At 67.7% G+C, this 16,493-nt stretch carries 14 protein-coding genes and 1 pseudogene; 3 read left to right on the top strand and 12 right to left on the bottom strand.

Annotated elements, in window-relative coordinates; all coding sequences use genetic code 11:
* Window positions 1-250 precede the first annotated feature (250 nt).
* Complete coding sequence (locus OG395_RS07095; protein ID WP_327242124.1) at window positions 251-1,684, top strand: hypothetical protein; 1,434 nt, start codon at window positions 251-253, stop codon at window positions 1,682-1,684.
* Between the two features lie 97 nt (window positions 1,685-1,781).
* Here the strand turns inward: OG395_RS07095 and OG395_RS07090 are convergent, their stop codons facing one another.
* From OG395_RS07090 to OG395_RS07055, 8 genes and pseudogenes are all read right to left on the bottom strand, one after another.
* Window positions 1,782-2,300 (bottom strand): hypothetical protein, encoded by a 519-nt coding sequence (locus OG395_RS07090; RefSeq protein ID WP_327242123.1) that lies wholly within the window; start codon window positions 2,298-2,300, stop codon window positions 1,782-1,784.
* A gap of 506 nt (window positions 2,301-2,806) precedes the next feature.
* Window positions 2,807-3,235, bottom strand: coding sequence for a DUF4279 domain-containing protein (locus OG395_RS07085; RefSeq protein ID WP_327249264.1), 429 nt, complete (start codon window positions 3,233-3,235; stop codon window positions 2,807-2,809).
* An 82-nt stretch (window positions 3,236-3,317) separates the two neighbouring features.
* Window positions 3,318-4,583, bottom strand: a complete 1,266-nt coding sequence (locus OG395_RS07080) for an ISL3 family transposase (RefSeq protein ID WP_327242122.1) — start codon at window positions 4,581-4,583, stop codon at window positions 3,318-3,320.
* A gap of 81 nt (window positions 4,584-4,664) precedes the next feature.
* A complete protein-coding gene (locus tag OG395_RS07075; protein WP_327242121.1) occupies window positions 4,665-5,132 on the bottom strand; it encodes an IS3 family transposase in 468 nt (155 codons plus the stop codon).
* Window positions 5,133-5,983: 851 nt separating this feature from the next.
* Window positions 5,984-7,224: pseudogene (locus OG395_RS07070) on the bottom strand (IS701 family transposase).
* A gap of 160 nt (window positions 7,225-7,384) precedes the next feature.
* Entirely contained in the window at window positions 7,385-8,167 is a 783-nt protein-coding gene (locus tag OG395_RS07065) for an amino acid ABC transporter ATP-binding protein (RefSeq protein ID WP_327242120.1), read from the bottom strand.
* Window positions 8,164-9,138: an amino acid ABC transporter permease gene (locus tag OG395_RS07060; protein ID WP_327242119.1), complete on the bottom strand. Its 975-nt coding sequence runs from the start codon at window positions 9,136-9,138 to the stop codon at window positions 8,164-8,166. Before OG395_RS07060 ends, OG395_RS07065 begins: the two co-directional genes overlap by 4 nt.
* Before the next feature lie 147 nt (window positions 9,139-9,285).
* Window positions 9,286-10,218, bottom strand: coding sequence for an ABC transporter substrate-binding protein (locus OG395_RS07055; RefSeq protein ID WP_327242118.1), 933 nt, complete (start codon window positions 10,216-10,218; stop codon window positions 9,286-9,288).
* A 390-nt stretch (window positions 10,219-10,608) separates the two neighbouring features.
* Here OG395_RS07055 and OG395_RS07050 point away from each other — a divergent pair, with 390 nt between their 5' ends.
* Both OG395_RS07050 and OG395_RS07045 read left to right on the top strand, forming a co-directional pair.
* Window positions 10,609-11,184, top strand: a complete 576-nt coding sequence (locus OG395_RS07050) for a MarR family winged helix-turn-helix transcriptional regulator (RefSeq protein ID WP_327242117.1) — start codon at window positions 10,609-10,611, stop codon at window positions 11,182-11,184.
* 48 nt (window positions 11,185-11,232) lie between these two features.
* The gene (locus tag OG395_RS07045) at window positions 11,233-13,050 is read left to right on the top strand and encodes an asparaginase domain-containing protein (RefSeq protein ID WP_327242116.1); all 1,818 of its coding nucleotides are present in this window, start codon (window positions 11,233-11,235) and stop codon (window positions 13,048-13,050) included.
* Window positions 13,051-13,213: 163 nt separating this feature from the next.
* On the opposite strand, the gene OG395_RS07040 is transcribed toward OG395_RS07045, so the two are convergent.
* The 4 genes from OG395_RS07040 to OG395_RS07025 form a co-directional block, all read right to left on the bottom strand.
* On the bottom strand, window positions 13,214-13,771 hold the full coding sequence (locus tag OG395_RS07040; protein ID WP_327242115.1) for a MarR family winged helix-turn-helix transcriptional regulator: 558 nt from the start codon (window positions 13,769-13,771) through the stop codon (window positions 13,214-13,216).
* Window positions 13,772-13,903: 132 nt separating this feature from the next.
* The gene (locus OG395_RS07035) at window positions 13,904-15,109 is read right to left on the bottom strand and encodes an XdhC family protein (protein WP_327242114.1); all 1,206 of its coding nucleotides are present in this window, start codon (window positions 15,107-15,109) and stop codon (window positions 13,904-13,906) included.
* Window positions 15,110-15,286: 177 nt separating this feature from the next.
* Window positions 15,287-15,886, bottom strand: coding sequence for a thiamine pyrophosphate-dependent enzyme (locus tag OG395_RS07030; RefSeq protein ID WP_327242113.1), 600 nt, complete (start codon window positions 15,884-15,886; stop codon window positions 15,287-15,289).
* On the bottom strand, window positions 15,883-16,440 hold the full coding sequence (locus OG395_RS07025) for a thiamine pyrophosphate-binding protein (protein ID WP_327242112.1): 558 nt from the start codon (window positions 16,438-16,440) through the stop codon (window positions 15,883-15,885). Before OG395_RS07025 ends, OG395_RS07030 begins: the two co-directional genes overlap by 4 nt.
* Window positions 16,441-16,493: the final 53 nt, after the last annotated feature.

Below are 16,493 nucleotides of genomic sequence, written 5' to 3'. Positions count from 1 at the left end.
AGGGCGGGGACAGGTCTTGAACACTGACCTGGGGCTACGTCGTCAACTTCATCGCCCCTCCCATGGACGAACCCACTTGCCACCAGCGACTTCGTGTCGCACCATCTCGGAAGTGCCCTCGTGGTCGTGCGTGCTGGAAGCCTGAAGAACTCCCATCATCGCAGGTCACAGGGCACTTCCTCGTTCCCGGCAACATCACCGCCGCACATCAACCAGTGGATCCGGGTTCAGACAGGCTTAGGGTGCCCCCGTGAATGTTGATGATCTTCAGTGGCAGTTGAGCCACCTCGGCGGTGTCCCGCCGCGGATTGTGGACGAGATCCTGGAACGCGGCGGTCTCGAGGTGTTGGTGGAGGCGGCACGTGAGCGCAAGGACTGGTTCTGCGCTGTGGGTGCGGCGCGGGGGCTATGCACGGCAGGGGAGTTCGGGCGGGCCTGGACGGTCGTGGAGCCGTTCGCAGCGTCGGGCTGGCAGCCAGCGGTGCGGGTAGGGATCGATGTCCTCCTGCGGTGGAACCGCGTCGAACAGGCGCTGGAGCTGGCGCACCCCAGCGGGCGGGGGCAGGAGAGCGGTGACGCGTGGCGGGACTACGCCGAAGCGCTGGTCCGTGCCGGGCGGGTGGACGACGCGATCGGCGTGCTCGTTCCGTGCCTGCGTGACAGGCGGGTGCTGCGTGGCCTGGTGGAAATGACCGACGGGCAGGGATGCGACGAGCGGGTGCTGGAGGCGCTCGCCCCGATCGCCGAGGAGTTCCGGCGTGACCCGACGCAGTGCGGCGTCGGTGACCTGTGGGACGTCCTGCCCGCACAGGCCCGGGTCCTGGAGCGGTCCGGCCGCGCGGACGAGGCAATCCGGCTGCTCGGCATGGACGTGGCCGCACGCCGGTACGGGCCGCAGAACAACATCGAGTTCTATGCCGAGCTGCTGGCCCGACACGGTCGGGTCGAGGAACTGCGCGACCTCGCCACCGGCACCCAGAAGTCCACCGCCGCGGTTCCGTACGTAAAAGTCCTGGAGAACCTGGGCCGAGCCGGAGAAGCAGAGGCGTACCTGCGCGACCTCATCGCTGCCAAGCATCCGGGCTGGTACGAGAACGCGCTGATGGAACTGCTCATCCGCCAGGGTCGCTTCGATGACGCCATCGAGGCGGTGAGGCACACGTTCGACGACCTCTACGACGGAAACCTTCTCCAGTCGACCATGATCCTGCTCGCCGAACAGGGCCAGCACGACAAGGCCCTTGAACTCACGAAAGGGCGCAGCCCCGAGTTCCTCGCGGAGAACGAGGCGTTCTGGCTCCGGTCCAACCGGTGGTGGCTGATGGGAGAGGCGGGACGCGCTCGGGAAGCGATCGAGGAGATCGAGGCACTGCCAGCCAGCGAGGTCGACGACCGCGAGCTGACCATTGCCTGGCTGCTTGCTCAGGACAGCCGCGTCGAGCAGGCCATCGCCCGCCTGCGCCCGCTGCCCGGCAAGCGGGCCGCAACCGACCTGGCCGAACTGCTGATCCGGCAGACACGCTTCGCCGAAGCTGTCGCCGTCATCCCCGACGTGGCCGCCCAACGGGAGGAGGAACGGCGCTTCTGGACGGACCGGACGGAACAGAAGGAGATGGCTCCATCCGATAGCGGCGACGGGTGGGGCGACCCATGGACGGCCCCGAATACCACGCACTTGGAATGACGCCCCCCCGCCAGTCAAGTGGGCAAAATTGCATCCGATGCAAATCGCCACCCGCCAACAGCCGGACGCGTGACAAAGGGCTTGATCTGTCGTGCAGTTACCCGAGGGAAGCGAATGGGTTCGAGAACGAGGTCAGGTCGCTCACGCGGACCAGGCTGAGCTCGCTGGGTTCGATCTCGGAGCCGGAAAGGATCACTTCAGTGCTCTCGACGCAACCCCGTGCGACCCAGTAACGGTTGCTGCTGTTGCGCCAGAGTTCGAACGTCATAGGTTTCCCGTCTGTGGTGATGCTGACGGGCTCGGAGGCCGGCAGGCTGGCAGGGGGTTCCTCGCCGGGGTGGAAGTAGATCTCGAAAGCCCGCTCCAAGGCCTCGCTGGCCTCTGCATTGCCGGAGGAGGCGCTGAAGACCGTGACGTGCTCGACCTGGGGGTCGAAGTAGGGAGAGCCGAACCACAGGTACACATGGATGTCGCCGGTGGCTCGGTTGTAGCCGTGGCCCGTGACCTTCCGTGATTCCGGCCAGGTGCCGTCGACAGCGAAGATGCTGAAGCCTTCTGCCGAGCCATGGTTACCTTGATCGTTCATCGGGTCTCCCGTGTGCTCGTCAGCGATCAAGGCATCCTGTCACCGCAAGAGAATCGGCGGGAAGAAGGGTGGGCATCAACGGCTTGGCCTGGGGCTGGACGGTGCACGCCCACACCGGTCTCATTAACGGGCCCCCCTCCACCCCACAGCTGACGAAGCACCAGGCGAACAAGCCTGGACGCCAGTCCCACACCACCATGGCCCAGACGATCGGACTGTCCGTCAGCGCGTCGACGCACCTCGAGCTGTAGCAGCTGACCACATCATCCTCAGCGGCATCGCCGCGCTCGATTCCGTCCGCGTGCCGTGGATCCGGCCCGTCCTGCTTCGGCAGCCGGAATAGCGCAGCTGAGAAACAACGGCTCTGCGCCAGTACCGCTGCGCACCCAGGGCTGTTGCAACGCATGCAACACCGGCACCGAGCCCACCCCCGGTACCTACTTCGCTCCCCCGGCCAAGCACCTGCTTGCTTCCTAATGCTGTTGTCAAGCCGTCGGAGTGCGACTCATGTGCGAGGTGAGTACGGGGTCATGTGTTCACGTGGTGTCCTCGGCTTCGGCCAGGTCGTACTCGTCGATGTCGAGCTCGGCTCCGGTGGCGCTGAGGAAGTCCAGGATCTTGCGGTCCAGGTGCCAACCGAAGAGGTTGGGGGCGTCCGCTGCGCCTGGCTGGGCTTGGTCGGTGTCGTTGAAGTAGCGCACGATGTGAAGCACTGCTCCGCCGCCGGTGCGGGCCAGCCGCCCGGTGAGGTCGCAGATGCGGTCCGTGTGGGGATGGAGCCTGTCGAGAATGCGGGTGACCTGCTCGTCGACGCGCAGACCCTGCTGCCGACAGACAACCATCCACGAGTGGTCGACCGGAACCACCGCCGGCTCGGTGAACCGGCTGCCGCGAACAGCCACCTCGTCAGGAGTGACACCCAGCTGGGCGGTCATGTCGTCTGCCGAAATGTGCCGGCTGTACAGCGCGAAGGAGGCGTACTAGCGAAGTGGCATCCCGTGGAGGATAGCCGCGCGGGAAATGGGGCTCTCCTGCCGTATGTGTGGGTCATCGGGTTGCGAGTTGACGGCCGGGGAGGGTGGGTTTGTCTCCTGCGAGGGTGAGCATGACGAGGGCGATGATGGCGTCGGCGGAGTGGAAGCCGAAGCCGCGGCGGATGATCAGGCGGGTCTTGGTGTTCGTGGATTCGATCAGCCCGTTACTCATCCCCGTGATCAACGCGGCCCGGATGGCGTCGTAGTGCCGGACGATTCGGCGTTGGAGACCGACGAAGGCATCGATGCGGCAGCGTCGGGCCCAGCCGATCCATCGGTCCAGTGCCGTGAGGGCCGCGGTGGGACGGGTCTTGGCCAGGGTGAACACCATCCGCAGGGCCTCCTTGAGGCGCCAGGCGCGGTGCAGGCGGGGGTCGGTGGCTTGGATCCAGGCGAGTTTGGCGATCTGCCGGTCGGTGAGGTCGGTCTCGTTCTTCCACAGCGCGAAGCGGGAGTCCTTCAGCGCCCGGGCCCGTTCGCGGTCGTCGGCTTCGCGGCGGGCGCGGTTCCAGGAGGCCCGGCGCTCGGTGTCCAGGGCGTCGGTGGCCCAGGCGACGATGTGAAAGGGGTCCATGACACGCACGGCGCCGGGGACGCGTTCGGCGAGGACGTCGGCGATCCAGCTCGCACCGTCGGCGCTGATGTGAGTGAGCCGCGGGGCGCGTTGCTCTCCCAGGGTGTCGAAGAAGCGGTGCAGGACGTCCTTGCCGTGACCGTCGGCCATCCACACCACCTTCGCGGTGTCGTGGTCGACCACCACGGTCATGTACTTCTGACCCTTGCGGTAAGAGATCTCGTCGATCCCGATCCGGTGCAGACCAGACAGCCGGTCACGATCACGGTCGCGGTCGGTGACGTGCCGCTTGACGATGGCCCCGACCGTCCGCCACGAGGTCCGCATCAGCGCGGCCGTCGCGGACTTGGAACATTCGGCAGCCATCCAGGCCGTCTGCTGGTCGAAGCCTCGGGTGTGTCCCGCACCGTGCCTCGCCCAGGGCATCGATGTCACCGCCGGCCCGTGCACCCGGCAGTCCACCCGGGGCGCGTCGGCCTCCAGGAACACCTTCACCACCCCGTGGTCCAGATCCCGCCGGCGGCGCCGGCCCCGCCCGGCGTCGTACCGGACCGCGGGTCTGCGACAGATCCCGCATCGCTGCCGACGTCGCGCGTCGGACCGTACCGACACGATCACACACTGTTCGGGCCCGTCCCAGCGGACACCCTCGACCACGGCGTTTTCGACCGTCAGGGTCCGCTTCCCTATGCTGAAGGAAGACACGCCGTTTCCTTGCAAGATCAAGCTTGTGACTAGACACCTCAAGCCTTGCAGGAAGCGGCGTGTTTCATGTATCACCGCAGGTCACAGCACCCACACATACGGCAGAAGAGCCTGTATTGGCAGCCGTGGGCGGCGTGATGGATCAGCTGTCCGGGTGCGACTTCGCGGCTGGCCAGGGCGCACTCCAGCGAGGACAGGACGAGGTCGGCATCCGCGCGGGCGGAAGTTTCCCAGGCCACCACGCGGCGGGAGCAAGGTGTCCCGGATGGCCGACAGCCACAGCGGCCCCTCGCCGGTGGGGATCATCGTGAGGTCGGTGACCCACAGACGGTTCGGCTCGCTCGCGGTGAAGTCGCGCTGGACCAGGTCCGGGGCGAGAGTGGCTTCCGGGTCGCGGCGGGTGAAGCCCTTGCCGTGCCGGCGTGGGCTGACTCCGTGCAGTCCGGCCTCGCGCATCAGGCGCTCGACCCGCTTGCGGCTGGTCGCATCGCCCTCGCGCCGGAGCGGTGATCTCGAACCTGGGAATGCCTGGGCGAAAGAGGGGTTCACAACTGTTGGGCCGGCACATCGTTTTGGCGAACATGGACACGATGGGGTGATCGGCGCGATGAGCTGCGGGTATGCCCGGCGGGGTGTGGGTCACGTTCTCGGTGCGATCTGGGACGCCGGGTGTGGTGTCAGCAGTCGGGTCCCCGTGTCACCAGCGAGATGGTTCGGGGCCTCCCCGTCGCCTCTGGCCGCACCCATATGGCCAGGTCGTAGGGATTCCGCCCGCCTGGGACGGAGCGCATACGGGATATGCGTCGCCGCCCGGGATGCGAAAGCGGAGGACCAGTGCGCCCAAGACCGTTCGGGGCGTGCCGGTGAGCCAGGACTCACTCCTGCTCACTGCCCAGGAACGGTTAGTACTCCAGCCGTAGATCGTGATCTTCACGGCTAGAGTATTAGAAGGGCGGCCAGTTCGAACCGAAGGGAGGCGTGCCCTGTGCCCGGTTCCAGCCTCGCATTTCCAATGGCCAGCGCTGGTCGATGACGACTGCGGCCTCCTTGCAGGCTTGGCAGGCGTCTTCCCATCCCGGCATCCACGGGTACGGTGAGGGAGACATGCTGTCCTGCTGTATGCCGCAAAGGGTCGTACCGAAGCACCCATAAGCATGGGAGACGTCAGAGGGCAGCTCCTCCGCGTCTGCCCGTTCCCAGCGCAAGTTCATGGACTGGTACTGCGGCCGTGAGACGTCGCCCGGGCCGGTCCCCAGCTCGGTCCACGCATAGCACCAACGGCACAACCATGCCTCCTTCAGCCGCGGCTCTTCTGTCGGCACCCGCTGCATCTCGTGTCCACACACATCACAGGTCACGGCCTGATCCTCACACACGGCGCCGACCGACCAGGTCCGCAGTCATGGCTGGGCGGCTGCTTGCCGTCGGTAGTGAGAGTTGCAGGCACGGGCTTGGTGTCGCCGTCTCCACTGCGACCAGCGGAGCCGGTGCCGGAAGGTGTGGACCGAGCTGATCAGCGCGCTGAACAGGTGCTGGATCTCGTTGCCGGTCAAGGGGATCAGGTCGTCGGGCGCGGGACGGTCGCGGCGTTCGGTGGCTGCGGTGACGGCCAGGAAGGCGTGGGCGAGCATGGCGAGGGTGACCCAGCGGTGCCAGGAGTTCCAGCGGCGGACCTGGTGCTGTCCAGGCCAGCCAGGCCCTTGCCTGCCTGGAAGGTCTCCTCCACGGTCCAGCGCCGTCCGGCCACGCGCACCAGCTCGGACAGCGGCACCAGGCAGGGTGAGAAGCAGCGGTAGAAGGCGAGTTCGCCGTTTCGCCGGTTGCGGCGGACCAGCAGCCAGCAGTGCCCGGGCCGCCCCGCCGGACCAACGATGTCGAGCTGGGCCCAGTCGTAGTACCGCTCGCCCTTGGCGCCCGCTCCGGCCGACAGCCGCTGCCAGGCCCGCTTGGGGATCTGTGGCACCAGGGCCTTCGCCTGGAACTTCCCAGCGCGCGTGGCGACTTGGTGGGTGCTGGAGACGGTCAGCACGTAGCCGATCGGGCGGGCTTCCAGCGTGGCCCGCAGGTGCGGGTTGTCGCCGTAGACCTCGTCCCCTGCGACCCAGCGGGCAGGTGTGCCCGCGTCCAACGCCCGGGTGACCATCCTGGCGGCCAGCTGGGGCTTGGTGGCGAAGGTGAGGTCGTCGGGGATGCCGGCGGCCCGGCACCGGTCTGGGTCGTCGGTCCACGAACGCGGCACGTACAGGGCCCGGTCGATCGCGGCATGGCCGCGTGCGGCGGAGTAGACCAGATAGACAGCGACCTGGGCGTTCTCGATCTGCCCGGCCGTACCGGTGTACTGGCGCTGCACGCCGACTGTCGCGGTGGCCTTCTTCAGGTCCCCCGTCTCGTCGACCACGAGCACCGCCTCGTCGTCGCTCAGGTTCTCCACCACGTAGGCGCGCACGTCGTCGCGGACGGTATCGGCGTCCCACTTCGCGCGGTGCAGCAGGTGCTGCATGCCGTCCGGGGTGGCATCACCCGCATACTCGGCCAGGGTCCAGCAGTTCTTCCTCGGCAGGTCGGACAGCAGGCCCAACACCAACGCCGTGCAACGCCGACGGGATTCGACTCGTGCGAACCGGCCCGCGACGCGGCCCATCAGCTGATCGAACATCGCCCGCCACCGGGCAGGCACTACGCTGTGACCCGCGGCCACCGCCTGATCTTCGTTTGTCGACACAACTCACGATGATGAACGGTGGCCGCAGCCATCTCCGCACCTGCCCTGACCAGCAAGATCACGATCTACGGCTGGAGTATTAGACGGCCCCAGGCCGCCGAACCGACGCCAGGAACGACCGGGTACGAGCGTTCCGAGGACGCGACAGCACCTCGCTCGGATGTCCCTCTTCGACGATGACACCGCCGTCCATGAACACGACCCGATCGGCGACGTCGTGAGCGAAGCCCATCTCGTGAGTGGCGATCACCATCGTCATGCCATTGCGCGCAAGATCCCGCATGACCTCCAGCACCTCTCCCACGAGTTCTGGATCGAGGGCCGAGGTGGGCTCGTCGAAGAGCATCAGGCTCGGCTTCATCGCAAGCGACCGCGCGATGGCCACCCGCTGCTGCTGCCCGCCGGACAGCTGGTTCGGGTAGGAGTCCATCTTCTGCGCGAGGCCCACCTGAGCCAGCAGCTCGCGCGCCAACGTCCGGCCGGCCTCCTTGCTCTGCTTGCGCACGAGGACTGGGCCCAGCTGGACGTTCTCCAAGGCGGTCTTGTTGGCGAACAGGTTGAAGCGCTGGAAGACCATGCCCACGTCCGCGCGTTGGGCAGTGATGTCGCTCTCCTTGAGCTCGCGCAGCCTGCCCTTGTGCTCGGCGTACCCCACCAACTCGCCGTTGACCCACAGCCAGCCGCCGTCGATGCGCTCGAGATGGTTGATGCAGCGCAACAGAGTCGTCTTACCTGATCCGGACGGTCCGATGAGGCAGACGACCTCGCCGTTGGCCACGTTCAGACTGACGCCTCGGAGTACCTCGACCTGGCCGAATCGCTTGACGACGCCTTCGGCCCTGACTTTCGCGTCAACGCTCACCGCTGCTGCCCCTCGCTCGACATCTCCGCCATCCCTGGGACAGCGGCGATCGCTGTTTCCCCTGTGTGAGTGTTCTGGCGTTTGGCCCCGGATGCGGGTTGCGTCACACCGCGGGCGAAGTAGCGTTCGATGTAATGCTGGATCACGGTCAGCACCGTGGTGACCAGCAGGTACCACACGCATGCGACCGTCAGCAGCGGAATCTGCAGGAAGTTGCGTGAATAGATCAGCTGCACCGAGGTCAGAAGGTCCGGGATGGCGATGATCAGCACCAGTGACGTCGTCTTCAGCAGCGAGATCGCGTTGTTGGTCGTCGGCGGGATGATGATCCGCATCGCTTGGGGGAGGACGATGTGCCGCAGTGTCTGCCCCCTGGACATGCCGATCGACATGGCCGCCTCGGTCTGGCCCGGGTCGACCGAGATGATGCCCGCGCGCACGATCTCGGCCATGTACGCCGCCTCGTTGCAACCGAACGCGAGGACGGCCGCGACGAACTGGGTGATGAGCACGTTGGTTTGACCGGAGATGAACGTCGGGCCGTACGGGATGCCGACGCCGAGCTCGGGGAACAGCGCGGCAAGAAAGTAGAAGAACAGCAACTGGACGAGCAGTGGCGTCCCGCGGAAGAACCAGATGTAGAGCTTGCTGATGGCGGCCAGCACCGGGTTGGGCGACAGCCGCATGACGGCCAGGACGATACCGCCCGCGATGCCGACCGCCATCGACATCGCGGTCAGTTTGAGCGTCACCAGGAGGCCGGTGATGACGGAGTCGTCGAACAGGTACGCGCCGACAACGTCCCATCTCATGTTCTTGTTCGTCGCGATCGACTGCGTGAACATGAAGAGGAGGAACAGGACTGTCGCAGCCGACACCCACCGTGCCGGGTGTCGCGCGCGCTGCACTTTGACCGTGCCGCCAGGCAGAGCATGAGTCATGATGGCCGCCTTCTCCGTCGTCTCGTTCATCCGTGTCACGATCTCGGCCTGGTGCCGCTTGTGAACTCGGTTCGGGTGAGCGTCTCGAGCGAGAGGGAATCGCGCTCCACCCGGACGGCCGCACCGTCATGTCCTGAGGAGGCCGCTCACGACCAGGGCTCGCCGCTGTGCGAACTGTCAGCTGGTTGCCTGCTGAAGATGAGCTGACGGAACGGCCTCCTGGCCGATTCCCCACTTGTCCAGCACCTTTTGATAGCTGCCGTCGCGAATGATCTGCGCCAGTGCGGCCTCGACCGCCTTGGCGAGCTGCACGTTGTCCTTCGTGAACGCAGCCCCATAGGGGGTGTCCGGGTACAGAGTCGGCAGCACCTCGAGCTTCCCTCCGAACTGCTGCGCCGTGTACTTGGCCACCGCGAAGTCGATGTAGGTCGCGTCGGCCCGCCCGGCTGCAACGGCTGTGTAGGAGTCCGACCCCTCTGCGTAGGTGTCGATCCGGATCGCCGGCTTCCCGGCCGGAACGCAGTACTTGTCGGTGGCGTCGGTCAGCGCCTGCTGGTAGATCGACCCCTTGAGGATCGCCACCTTGAGGCCGCACACGCTTTCGAGGTCGCTGACATGCTTCGGATTGCCGTCCGCGACCATCAGAGCGGCGCCCGTGTTTTGGTACGCCAGCATGTTCAGTTGCTTCAGGCGATCAGGCGTGATGCTCATCGCTGTGATCGCCGTGTCGAAGCGTTCCGCGATCAGCCCCGGGATGATCGAGTCGAAACTGACGTTCGAGAAGACGAACCGTACGCCGAGAGCCTTGCCGAGCGCATTGCCCAGGTCGACCGAGATCCCGGTAGGTGTCTTGTTGTCCGCCTCGTAGAACTCGTTCGGCGGGTACCCGAACGTCGAGGCGACCCTCACTGCACCGCTCGATCTGATCTCCTTCGGCAACATGGCGTTCAGCGGCGAGGAACCCGCCGGCCCGTGCGCCTTGTCACCGCTGCCGTCGGCCGCGTTCGTGCTGTCGTGGCGTGTCGAGCTGCATCCGCTGATCAAGGCGGCGAACGAGAGGGAGAGCGCCACAGCTTGCAGGGCGGTCCCTCGGAGCCATCGCTTCATCATTGTCGTGCGACCTCCGTGTACCTGTGGTGTGTATCGGCGACCGGATCGGCCGGAATGCCATGGCCCTCGATCTCGGTGCTGGGCGTGTCGCCGCTGAGCAGGAAGTTCCCATTGCCGCCTTGGGTGTGCGGGATCGGGGCCGGCCGGTTGCCTGGCGAGGGTTTGAGTCCCCGCGCCGCGCCGCAACCGGCGCACGTGCCGGTGACGACGACGTCACCGGCACGTGCACCGGATGATCGTGGGCGGATGTTACGTGCGTCACCGTCAGATCTGCATACTACGACGCATTGATGCCGCGTCAACCCTTCACGTTTGCTTGACTTACACGGCTTATGGTTTGACCATGCTGCTGTAGATGTGCGTTGTACGACGTTTTTTTAGGGGGAGTCGTTGGCTGTCGGTGAGCAACTGGGACCCCGAGGTCGAAGCAGACGCGGCAACAGTTCGTCGAGCCCTGACGGCGGTGCGCAGACAGCACCGGAGTTCGACCTGACCTCGAACGTCAACTACCTTCTGCGCCGGGCGCACGCCCGCGCCGACTTCTTGTTCAACCGCCTGATGGCAGACCTCGGCCTCACCCCGCGCCAGGCCGCGATCCTGTCCGCGGTCGGTGTCGCACCCGGCTGCAACCTCACCGAGCTGTCGAAGATCACTGGCATCGATCGTGGGACGATCGCCGAAATGGTGCCGCGACTGGTGCGGAGAGGTCTGCTGCTGGAGAGGCGGGATCCGGATGACGCGCGGGCCAAGTCGTTGGTGTGCACGGATGCGGGCACTGCCGCATGTCGGCGCGTGAGCGAGCGCACGCCCGAGCTCACAAGCCAGGTACTGGGCTCATTACCCGTCGAGTACCACGCACTGCTCATCAAGGTGCTGCGCCTCCTTGTCGGGGTCGAGATCGAGGAACGCACCACGACATCCGCCGCCGCGCACGATGCCGGCGGTTCCACGAGGACGAAGGGCTAGGGGATGCAGCTGCCACGCGACGCGCGGAGCACGTCAGGTGTTGACCGGGTGACGGAGTTCCCCCGGGGACGCACGGAGGCGATCCGCCGTGAGGGGAACGAGTCGGGTTTCGCCGCACCGGAGGACATGCGGCCGGCTGCCGTCCAGGCGGCAGAGGCCCCCGACGGCACAACCCCGCCGGCGAAGCCCAGGATCGCCGTGTTTTCGGGTCCGCTGGCGACGATCAGCAACAATGCGCCTCTGGTCACGTCCAACAAGGCCCGCCGGAAGCACGGCCTGCCCCTGGCCGACATACCGGACGTGCTCCGTCCGCAGCGGCTGGCGGCGCCGGTGACCGTTTACGTGGCCGCCCATTCCGCGCACCCGCTGGAAGCGGACGCCGCCGCCCTCTACGCCCCGCCCGACGGTTGGCTCGACGAGCACGGCACCTTCCACGAGCGACAGCCGGCCGGCGGGGGCACAGCCGTGTACGTCGTCGAACTACGGCCGGAGGATGGCCTCTACCCACTGCCTTACATGGCACGCAAGGCCGACGGTACGGCCTGGGAGGACGCCATGGCGGAGCCGCTGGCCTCCACCGCGAGTGCTCGGCAGACGTTCTTCCCGGACGCGAGCCGCTTGTACGAGGAGGTCGAGCGGCTCGGTGTCGGTGGGGACGGGCGGGCTGTCGGACTGTGGCACCAGGCGGACTTCGACTTCTTCCGCGCCGTGCCATCCGGCGGCTGGACGGGCGGGCAGGCGGCGGAAGAGCGCACCGATGTCGGCGAGGGCCCGATCCCCGTCGAGCGCAACGGCCTGGATTTCTTCGCCTATGCGCCGTTGCATCTGTACCGCGAGCCGAGCCTGGGCATGCTGGCCCGCGCAACGAATCGGGTACAGCGTGCGCTGTCGAACGGTGACTATGCGGGTATGCAGTGGCTGGAGAGCAGCCCGACCATCGAGGACACGCTGTACTGGCTGAATCTGACCATCGACACCGAGCTGCCGATCGTGGGGCACTCGGCCCAGCGGGCGCACGGCACGCTGAGCGCCGACGGCGATCGCAATATCGTCGACGGCCTGAAGTACATCCTGTCCGGTGTGTGGCGCGACGAAGCCGGCAGGGACCGCGTCGGCGCCGTCCTGGTCGTGGACGAAGTGGTTTTCGCCAGCCGTGAGGTGACAAAAGTCGATGCGCGGCCGGGCGGCTATGACGTCGTCGGGGGCCATGGAGGTGTGGTCGCGGACATGGGTGCATACGCCCCGCCACAGGTCACCTTCGTGCCCAACCGGCGTCACACCCATGCGTCGCTGCTGCGGTTGCCGCTGCTTCCCGCGTCGGTGCATGGCGTCCGCGGCGGCCTCTCGAGTGATCGGCGCGTCATCGAGGTTGCCGTGAGAGACAGCGCCGGTGACCTGATCGGGTCGGCGATGCCGACCGTCTCGTTCGTCAAGTACGGCCACTACGTCACCGTGCCGATCGCGGCCGAATCCACACCTGATCCACGCAACGAGGTGGAGATCCTCGCCCGGGTCGAGGCCAACCTGGCCGGTGCACCGCTCGCCGGCTTCGTCGTGGAGGGAATGTCGCCCTACGGGATGAGTGACCCCGCCACGGACTCGGCCCTTGCGGTTGCGGCATTGTGCGGCATGCCAGTGGTCCGGGTCGGAGGTGGGAACACCGGCGGAATGGCCTACAAGCGTGATCCTCTCGCCGTGGCCGGCAACAATCTGTCGGCGTCCAAGGCACGGATGCTGCTCATGGCGGCCCTGCTCAAATTCGGAGCGCTCCCCATCGCGAAGGACCCGTTCCAGCCGACCGCTGCCGAGATCGCCGCGGTGACGTCAGCGCTCTCCCGATACCAAGCGATCTTCGACACGCACTGACCTTTGCGTTCGGGGCGAGGTCCGCTCTGCCGGGTTGATCGCGTTGACGGGGGCTTGCCGGCGGCGTGCGTCCGCGGCGGCCGGGTCGTGGTCCAGCAGCCGCGTTCGGGTCCGGAGGAGCAGGTCGATGACGGTCAAGCTGGAGCCAAGCCTTGCCGGTGCGTCAGAGCGCTTCGCTCGACACGCGCGTCTCGACCTCGACCCCCACCATCTGCCTGAGCATCTTCACGAAGAGTTGGCGGTACTCCTCAGGCAGGCTGCCCAATACCCGCTCCGCCAGTCCTTCGGTACGGTGCACGACGTCATGGACGAGCGCCTCGCCGGACGGCGTCAGGGTCAATGCTTTGGCACGTCCGTCACTGTCCGCCCTGCTCTGGGTCAGCAAGCCACGCCGCTCAAGCCGTGGCACCATCCCCGAGATCGAACCTCGGTCGATGCCGCTGTACCGGGTGAGGTCGCTGAGACTGGCGCCTTCGTTCTTCCCGATCACGAAAAGCAAAGTCGCCTGCCGCGGAGTGACGTCCAGGCCGGTCATGGCTTCGGCGAACAGCTCATCGGCGCGCTGGTGCGCACTGCGCAACAAATAGTTGACGTTGCTCGAGAGGTCGAACGGCACCTCAGCGGCGCTCGCGCTCCGCATCGACGACCGATCACTGTCCTCCGCGATGGGGCGAGACCTCGGCACGTCCAGCCTCTTCCTCTTCGCTTCCCTCTCGGTCACCGGCACCGACCCTATACCTACGGGTGTCGGGCTTCGACAGTGGTGTGATGTCTCCGGTCCGTCGCCGGGCATCACTGACCGATCGAGGTCAAGGCCGCGAAGCGGTGATCGGCACGGCCTGATCGGAGATGCTCAGCGGCCGTTCCGCAGCTCCACGGACGTGGCGGAAACGGTCCCGGAAGATGTGTCGCCGTGGTGGATGGGGCCCTCTCCCGCACTGAGCGGCAGACAACCGCCCCCACGCCGGTGCACCACGATCTCCGCCGCGATCGCGACCGCCGTCTCCTCGGGGGTACGGGCTCCGAGGTCCAGTCCGATGGGCGAGCGCAGCCCGGCGAGCTGATGCTCGGTGAGGCCAGCCTCCCGCAGGCGCGCCAGCAGGTCGCGGTGGGTGCGGCGCGAGCCCATGGATCCGACGTATCCCAGGGGCATGCGCAGCGCCCGGTTCAGTAGCGGCACATCGAACTTGGCATCGTGGGTGAGCACGCACACCACGGTGCGGCCGTCCAGCGTGCCGGCGGCGGCCTGGTCCTTCAGGTACCGGTGCGGCCAGTCGACCACCACCTCGTCGGCTGCGGGGAAGCGGCGGACGGTGGCGAAGACCGGCCGGGCGTCGCAGACGGTGACCCGGTAGCCGAGGAACCGCCCGATACGCGCCACTGCGGCGGCGAAGTCGATGGCGCCGAAGATCAGCATGCGTGGGGCCGGCGCGTGGGACTCGATGAAGAGCACTGCCGAGCCTTGCTCCTGCGGGTCGCACGGCCGGCCGTCCAGGCCGAGTGTCAGCAGTCCCGTGCGGCCGGCGTCGAGCATCACACGGGCCTGCGCGACCACCGCCTGTTCCAGCGGCCCGGCCGCCGCGCCCGGTCCGGTGCCCGGAGCGGCGAGCGCGCCCCGGTGGCCGGCGGCGTCCACCGTCAGGCAGGCGCCGTGGAGTTCCTCGGGCCCGGCGATGACCCGGGCGAGGGCCACGGGCGTGCCGGCGGCGAGGGCACGGATCCCCGCGTCCAGGCCCGGGCCGCCGCCGGGACGCACCGGCTGGACGAAGACATCGACGATCCCGCCGCAGGTGAGGCCGACGGCGAAGGCGTCCTCGTCGTCGTACCCGAAACGCTGCAGGACCGGGCGCCCGTCGAGCAGCGCTTCCTGACACAGCCGGTACACGGCGCCCTCTATGCAGCCGCCGGTGACGCTGCCGACCACCTCGCCGGCGGCGTCCACCGCCAGGGCTGCGCCCGGGTCGCGCGGGGCGCTGCCAGAGACCTGGACCACGCTGGCGATGGCGAAGGCGCGCCCTGCGGAGTGCCAGGCGGCCAGCTGCTCGGCGATGTCGTGCACCTAGGAGGCTCCTGTCGTGTCGAGGCCGGGGTACAGCGGCCGGTCCGGCCGGGGCGTCGGGCCCGCCGCGGTGCCGACCGGCCGACGCGCCCGTCCGACGGCCGCGGCCGCCTGGCGGTGGCCGATGCCCGGTCGAGGACGGGCCCGGCCGGCCGAGTCACGACCTGCGGAGGCGGATCACACCGCCCAGATGGTCGGCACCAGCCCCCGGTTCTCCAGCGAGCGGCGGAAGGTGATCGCGGCCTCGACGATGTCGAAGGGATAGGCCTTGGACCGCCCCGCCGACCGCACGTCCTCGTGCTCGACCTCCGCCACGATCAGGTGCGGGCCGTCGGACTCGACTGCCCTGGCGAGGGCCGTCTCGACGGCCGCCATGTCGGCCACGCACATCGAACTCACCAGTCCGGCCGCCCTGCCGACCGCTGCGATGTCAGTCGCCGACGCCGACGCGGTGGGCTGCGCCCCGGTGGTGGCGAACGACCGATTGTCGATCGCCAGGATGATCAGGTTCCGGGGCGCGTAGCGAGCGACCGTGGTCAGAGTGCCGAGGGCCGCGATCAGCGAACCGTCGCCCTCGACGGCGAAGACCCGCTCCTGCGGCAGCGCGAGTGCCAGCCCGAGGCATACGGCGACCGGATAGCCGAACTCCATGTTGTAGATCGTGGCGGGCTGATGGTCGATCTCGTGCAGGATCCGGCCGCCGAATCCCGGGCCCACCACCGCGGGTGACATGCCGCGGTACCGGGCAAGTGTCTCCAGCACGTCACGGCGCTTCACCGGCGGTCCTCCTTGGCGTGGAGAGTGTGCCGCGGGAAGAGCACGGCGACCGGGCGCCGATCGCCCTGGACGGTCATCTGCGCCTCTTTGATGAGCAGTGGCGCTTCCGCGCCGTCCCGGGCCAGGACGTAGGGAATGCCCAGCGCGCGCAGCAGCGGCTCGCTGACCCGGCGCGCGGCGGCGGTGTAGTCGTGGCGCTCACCGAGCGCTTCGTTGTGGCTGGTCAGGATGAGCAGCGGGGTGCGCTGTACGGCCGCCCGGGCCAGGATCAGTCCGGACAGTCCGAGCCCCGAGGCCTCGGTGATCAGCACCGGCCACCGGCCGCCGAGGAAGGCGCCGACCGCCATGGCGACGCCTTCGTCCTCCCGCGCGACGCAGGCGGTGATGACCTCGGAGTCCTCCTCGAGTGCGGCCATCACCGGGTACAGGATCGTCTCCGGCAGGTAGGTTGCGAAGGTGATGCCGGCCTCGCGCAGCGCCTGGTGGATGCCCGCGACGACCTGCTTGTCGTGGATGTAGGGGGCCCGGCCCGGAGGCTTCGCCTGTTGCAGCATGGGTGCTCCTTCGTCCTCTCCGCGCGGCCGGCGTGGTCCCGGCCGCCCGGCAC

This window comes from Streptomyces sp. NBC_01320, assembly GCF_035974375.1.
Lineage (GTDB): Bacteria > Actinomycetota > Actinomycetes > Streptomycetales > Streptomycetaceae > Streptomyces > Streptomyces yanii.
The sequence above is the reverse complement of the archived record's forward strand: the minus strand, read 5'-3'. Positions and strand labels throughout refer to the sequence as shown.